At 30.4% G+C, this 6,648-nt stretch carries 4 protein-coding genes and 1 pseudogene; 1 reads left to right on the top strand and 4 read right to left on the bottom strand.

What is annotated here, in order from left to right; genetic code table 11:
* Nucleotides 1-128 precede the first annotated feature (128 nt).
* Nucleotides 129-977, bottom strand: a complete 849-nt coding sequence (locus ACYQ2O_RS09615; RefSeq protein ID WP_459796495.1) for a phosphoribosyltransferase — start codon at nucleotides 975-977, stop codon at nucleotides 129-131.
* A gap of 374 nt (nucleotides 978-1,351) precedes the next feature.
* Here ACYQ2O_RS09615 and ACYQ2O_RS09610 point away from each other — a divergent pair.
* Nucleotides 1,352-2,489 (top strand): annotated as a pseudogene (locus ACYQ2O_RS09610) (IS3 family transposase).
* A 117-nt stretch (nucleotides 2,490-2,606) separates the two neighbouring features.
* On the opposite strand, the gene ACYQ2O_RS09605 reads toward ACYQ2O_RS09610, so the two are convergent.
* The 3 genes from ACYQ2O_RS09605 to ACYQ2O_RS09595 all read right to left on the bottom strand — a co-directional run bounded on the left by ACYQ2O_RS09605 (nucleotide 2,607) and on the right by ACYQ2O_RS09595 (nucleotide 6,390).
* On the bottom strand, nucleotides 2,607-3,797 hold the full coding sequence (locus ACYQ2O_RS09605; RefSeq protein WP_459796493.1) for a polysaccharide pyruvyl transferase family protein: 1,191 nt from the start codon (nucleotides 3,795-3,797) through the stop codon (nucleotides 2,607-2,609).
* Between the two features lie 119 nt (nucleotides 3,798-3,916).
* Nucleotides 3,917-4,912: a nitroreductase family protein gene (locus ACYQ2O_RS09600; RefSeq protein ID WP_346024108.1), complete on the bottom strand. Its 996-nt coding sequence runs from the start codon at nucleotides 4,910-4,912 to the stop codon at nucleotides 3,917-3,919.
* A 23-nt stretch (nucleotides 4,913-4,935) separates the two neighbouring features.
* Nucleotides 4,936-6,390, bottom strand: a complete 1,455-nt coding sequence (locus ACYQ2O_RS09595) for an oligosaccharide flippase family protein (protein ID WP_346024107.1) — start codon at nucleotides 6,388-6,390, stop codon at nucleotides 4,936-4,938.
* Between the last annotated feature and the right edge of the window lie 258 nt (nucleotides 6,391-6,648).

The raw sequence follows: 6,648 nt of genomic DNA, 5'->3' as shown, positions 1-6,648 counted from the left end.
GGATCTGTTATAAAGCTGTTTAATCCAGACAAGGATTGGATTATATTACCTTCATCGACAGAAATCATCATACGAGCAACGAGAAATTTGGGAAACATAATTTTTCATAGATTATTGGGAGTTACCATTTATAAACGGGGGAAAGGAGCATTATTCTTTTTCGTATCTTCCCAAAATAACGGCAATGTGTTGTTTGGAGTTCTAATCATACTTATTAGTGAACTAATTTTACCGTAACCCAAATTTTCATCTTGCTTTGTTTCACGAATTTTAGATATTTGACTAATGATTTCAATTTTTTTGCTTTTTTCCTCATTGTTCCATATATCGTGAATTGTAGGTGCTATTATTCCAAAATAAAAGTTAACTTCTTTTTCTCTTAGCTTTTTTTCTGCATATTTAGTACCTGCAAGAGACAATACGCTTAATTTATGATTTTCTAATTTAGTTTTCCTATAATTGCTGTAAGCATTTAATGCGGTTTCACCCGTACCTATAAAGTCATCTACTAATAAAACTCTTTTATTAGGGGATAAATTTATTTTATCAATTAATTTTTTTTCTAAATCAATAACTACATTCCATGTAATTTTATTTATTTGATTATTATACCTTATACTATTTGATTTGAGTAAATAGGCAACTAAAAAAGAGCTATTTACAGTAGACTTTTTCATATTATCTAAGGGTAAAACGTAAACTATCTTTTTCCCTGTTCCTGAGATAAATTCTTTTTCTCTATCCAAAAAAGTAATTAAACAATTATGTAAAATTTTTTCATAGGTATCAAAGTTATAAAAAACGAAACTGTTAGTTAACTCTAAAAATACTTCTTGTTGTTCAAAATTTAATATCTTTAAATATTCTGTAAATCTATTGAACATAGTAATTTTGGATGAATCATCAATATCCCAATTATTATCTTCAAAAATTCCTGTTAGTCTATTAATAATATCTTTATCAGTTAGTTTTTTCATATTTAACGACATCCTTAAAACACATATATAATTAATTATAACAAACGTAGTTAAGTATCTCTATATTGTCTACCATAAAATTTGAGATGATATAACTATGATTTATAACACTATCCGATTATTTTATAACATCAGGAATTATGCGAATCTATTAAGTAGTAAGAGTAAGCAAATATAAAAAAGGCTATACTATGTTTTTAAAACACCCCAAAGCCCTTCCTACAAACTAAGAAATGTTTCATCAAAATTATTTGATCATTACTTATTAGTCTTTTTATCATTTCAGCGGTTATACTGGATAGGTTACATTTAGCTAGACAGAAAAGATAAGGTGTGTGATAATACGTAAGCAATCACACAGGAGGAATCTTATCATGTCAACTAGTAGAAAACGCCGGACATTTACAGATAAATTTAAAAAGTAGTTAGTCGATTTACACAAAGCAGGTAAACCAAGAAAAAAGATTATTGAAGAGTATGAATTAACCCCTTCATCATTCGATAAATGGATCCAACGGTTCAATCAAACAGGCTCATTCAAAGAAAAAGATAATCTCACCCCTGAACAAAAAGAATTAAATCAGTTGAGAAAAGAAAATGCTCAACTTCAGATGGAAAATGATATTTTAAAACAAGCTGCGCTGATATTCGGGCGAAGGTCGAATTAATAAAAGACATAAACATAAGTATTCTATATCAGCGATGTGCCGTGCCCTTGAGATCAGTAGAGGATCTTACTATTACGAAGTAAAAAAGCAAACCAGTGAGGCTGAACTTGAACAAGCCATCGTTGAAGAGTTCACAAAGAGTAAAAATGCCTACGGTACACGCAAACTTAAACCCGTGCTTAAGAAACGAGGCTTCACTGTCTCACGTCGACGAATTGGTCGCATCATGAAAAAAATTCACTTGGTATCCAAGTATAATAGACGGTCTTATAATCCTCAAAAGACGGGAGTCAATCAGGCGAAGATTGAAAACACACTGAATCGAGAGTTCAATCCTGACAAACCTATGAACGCACTCGTCACAGATTTGACCTACGTCAAAGTGGCTCAATCCTGGTTCTATGTCTGTTTTATCATCGATCTTTTTAATCGTGAGATTATAGGTTATTCTGCTGGTCCTAATAAAACAGCTAACCTAGTCCTTCAAGCCCTTGCAACGGTTGAAGGAGACTTACATAACGTCAAGGTATTTCATACCGATAGAGGGAAAGAGTTTGATAATCATACCATAGATACTTTACTAGAGACGTTTGAAATCGAACGTTCCTTAAGTCGAAAAGGCAATCCCTACGATAATGCCGTAGCAGAGTCTACCTATAAATCATTTAAGTTTGAGTTCGTCTATGACAACACATTCTATATCCTTTAGGAGTTACAAGTTAAACTAATGAGTTACGTCCATTGGTGGAATACTTTTCGCCCACATGGCTCATTAAATTACGCTTCTCCTATTGACTATCGAACGACTTGGGAGAAGAAACAACAGTACATACGCTTAGCCTAAGTCATTCGGATGAGGGAGGTAAAAAAATAACGATTTTGAATGATTATACACCTTATAACATTTTGTTTAAAAAAGTGTTGACAGACCAGAGTTTATATTAATTTCCTTTAAAATACTTTACTTCAATCGCTTAAATGCATAGTTAAAAGGGTCCCCATATTTTTTTACATTATTCAATTTACTCAAAATAGTTTCAGACTCATCCTTATAATTATTAATCATATTTTGAATCTTTTCTAAAAATAATTCTTCATTAATATTATTTCTTACATCAAAAACATAATTGTTTTGGTTAAATAACTGAGCTAACTCTATATACTTTGTCGCCCATCCTAATATTATACTAGGAGTCCCTACCTTATAAGCGTGAACTACCGAATGGAAACGAGATCCGATTATGAAATTAAATTGTTTTATAAGATTTTCAAATTCTTTAGGAGTCATATCATCTACTATCATTTTCACCCCTGAATCGTCAGTAAACATATTCTTTATTAAATGACATGCTTCTGTATCATTGTGAGAATGTTTAGTTAAGTAAATATTTATATTTCTTTTTCTCAAATATTGTATGGTTTTTCGGTATATCTCCAAAACTTCATCCTTATTACCGTATTTAAAATTTTGTGCGTTAGGAACAATGGCTACACTATTTGATAAAACTTCATATTGTTTTTCTTTTTCTTTTTTACGGTAAATATTATTCCAATTAATAGGTGTTTGATTAGTTAAAACCATATCTGGAATTTTTTTTACATTCTCGGATACACCAATATCTTTTAAGTCTTCAACTCCTTGACTTTCTCTTGGGTTAATGACAACAACTTTTTGTAAAGCTTCTTTTATATTTATAACAACATCCTCATTAAAATCAAAAGGTCCCATTGACTGTGGCATAATAATAGTTTTTATCCCCATATCATTAGCTACTTTTAGTCTATTTATATAACTGTCGACTCTTTTCTGCTCCCATTGACTAGACAGTGCATAACCGCTTATGTCAAATAAATAATCAGTTTCGTACAACAAATTTTTAACACTTTTTGGATTATGGCGCTGGCTTTTATTCATTAATTTTCTGATAAAATTTTCCCCGATAAAATTATTCCTCGCAAAGGGATCAGTTATGATCTCAAAATTATAATTCTCTAATTCACTCTTAGGCCTCCTACTATCCATCTCAGAGACAAATGTTATGTTATGATTAGGAAATTCGTCTTTTAACCGACTGATAGTAGTAAAGCTCATAGCTTGAGCTCCTTTATTAAAAAATTCTCCTCCATAGATCATAATATTCTTTTTAATCATCAATAATCTCTCCTCAAATTTATACAAATTGTGTTTTTAGGTGTCTACAGAATAAATTTAAACCTTAAAACTATTCTACATTTATTATTCATATTCTAGACCTCCACTAAATAAGATATCTAGTATTTAATGAAAATTGGTTCTCTTCTATCTGATTTAGCAATTTTAAAGTGATCAGTATAATTCCCTATTCCAATAAACATTATAAAGTTTTCTGATTCTAAAATGTCAAACTCTTTCCGCAAGTTATTTTCTTGTTTGATAGTTAAAGAGCCACTTAAAGGTATAGTTGCGATTTCATGATAATGTAAAGCATAAATTAAATTCATCGCATACATTCCACCATCAATATTAGCCTGATTTCTTTCTCTTGACCCATCATAATATTGCACATCCGAAGTTATAATAAGAAATTTATCAATAAAGTCACCAAATCCCCGATTACCATTTTGGTTTTTTTGGACTACCTTTTTAAGCTCAGGAGATTCAACCACCCTTACTTTCCATGGTTGTCTATTACAAGCTGAAGGTGTATGACTAGCTAGTTTCAATGATTTTTTAATCAGGTCATCAGATACTGGTACATCTGAATAATCGCGTATGCTATGGCGACTTAAAGAAAAACTTTTAAAGTCCATTTTTGTTGCATTTAAAATCTCTTCTTTAGTTTTATAGTGCACGCCACCAGTGTTGTCATAAGATGTCCCCTCTTTTAATTCATCAAATATTTTTTCTAAATTTGTGACATTATATTTGTTTTTGTTGTGTAATTCTATATATTTATGTAGGTTACTTAAAGCAGTTTTATACACATGATTTTCTAGAGGAAACCCTAATTCTCTGTATTGAAACATAAGATCAGTTACACTTCGTAAAACATCTTTTCCAAATCCTAGACGAATATTACTATATGATAAACCTTTTTCTATAGAGTGATATGCTTTAGTTAACCGAGCTTCTATCTGGGAATATGTAGGTTTACCTTGATCAAAACTATATCGAGTAAATCGTTTATTATCGTTTTTTATCGATTTTTTCATTTGGTAAGTTTGACTTAGAATATTTTTAATATCAATAACTTTATTGGGGGTAATTTTTCTTAATAACTCTTTCATTTTCTTTCCTACTTTCAACAGATTTAACGGCTCTTTACAAGATTTAAAATATCTTTTATTGTTCTACAATCAAGCAATAAATATACAAATGTATAACCTATGACTCCAATGGCTATAATTATTGTTAATTCAATTAATGGGACATTTAGAATTATTATTTTACTGAGTAATACTAATATAGCCATTATACCAGTCGATAGCATAGCTGGTTTAAATAATAATAAATATTCTTTAAAAGTACTGTGCAAATGTAATTGAGTTAAATACTGTAAAGTAAATGTTTTGAGGATTAAATATATCGCATATAAACCTACTACAAAATAGATTCCATAATCTAATATTGATATAACTAATAGTGAGACTATATAAATTGCATTCGCAACTACTTCAGTATATAAAACTAAATTCGGTTTGTTTATTGAATACAATAGAGATGTGGCTACATTTGCTGTTAACATATATGGTATATAAGCTATAGATAAAATTATAAAGAAATCTACACTTGACAACCATTCCTCTCCAAAAAGTATCGGTATGAATAAATCTGCAGTGAGTGCGATGCCAATAAACAATGGAAAGGCGAACACACTTATATATTTTGAAATATCATTATAAGTTCTGGTTAATCTAACAGAATCTGTTTTCACTCTGGAAAGAAGCGGTAGTAAAACTTTTGAAAAAGCAGTTGACACGAGGCTTCTAATGCGATTTAAAAGGTTTTTAGCGAAATAGTACAAACCTAGTATTTCAGCTGAAAGAAAATACCCAATAATTAATTCATCTGCATGATGCGTCAACTGAGTCATTAATTGTTTTGCACCTATTGGAACTCCATATTTTATAAAGGGTAATATTTCTTTAATATTGAAGTGAAACTTTAAATGTAGATAATCCTTTTGATGAGATACATAAAAAATTAAGAAGACCATAATCGCTACAGAGATTATTTGCCCTAATACAACTCCAGTTAAACCCATACCTGCTACTAAAAAGATAACAGTAAACAAAAAGATTGAAATTTGACGAGTTATATTGATTAAAGATAATTCTTTAAAGTAGAAATCTTTTTCTAAAAATGCTGTAAAAACAATAGCAGGCCCATTCAAGAAAACCATAACACTGAGTAAAGGAAGTAGTCTCCTGAGAGGTTCCATATCGAAAATTTTAGCAATTATAGGTGCTATAAGTACAACTACAAATCCAACCAATGAAGTAAATATAATTTGAAAGAAAAATAATGATGAACGTTCATTTTTTGTTACGTGATCCCGTTGGATAATAGCTGTGCTAATACCAAAATTTTCAATAACATTAATAATTGACAAAAAAATGTGGATAACTGATAAAATTCCAAACTCAAACGGTGTAAGATATCTGGCTTGAAAAATCATTAATAGAGGACCTGTTAGAAATGTAACCGCAGTTTGTATTGTTGTCCATAATACACCATTTATTGCTTGTTTTTTCAATCTTGACATTTTCTAGACTCCATTCACAATTAACTTGCATCATCTTATAATTTATTGTTTTATAAGGTAGGACATAGTCTTAATTTTTTCATTTCTCAAAAAAATTATTGCGATAACATACTAAATTATCATCCACCAAATACTGTGAACTACCCACCACTTAAATCCTCCGGATTTTGAAGTGGGGGCTTCCTACGAACTCCATTCTTGTCTGCACAGGTTTCATGCAGACAGAGGAATCGGATATGGGTAGGCTCAAAAGGCAGT

This window comes from Alkalibacterium sp. m-11 (genome assembly GCF_054658155.1).
This window is presented reverse-complemented; position numbering and strand designations above follow the sequence as displayed.

Bases quoted from the DNA above. Each gene is read 5' to 3' on its own strand.
- ACYQ2O_RS09615 (WP_459796495.1), bottom strand. From the start codon at position 977: ATGAAAAAACTAACTGATAAAGATATTATTAATAGACTAACAGGAATT.
- ACYQ2O_RS09605 (WP_459796493.1), bottom strand. From the start codon at position 3,797: ATGATTAAAAAGAATATTATGATCTATGGAGGAGAATTTTTTAATAAA.
- ACYQ2O_RS09600 (WP_346024108.1), bottom strand. From the start codon at position 4,912: ATGAAAGAGTTATTAAGAAAAATTACCCCCAATAAAGTTATTGATATT.
- ACYQ2O_RS09595 (WP_346024107.1), bottom strand. From the start codon at position 6,390: ATGTCAAGATTGAAAAAACAAGCAATAAATGGTGTATTATGGACAACA.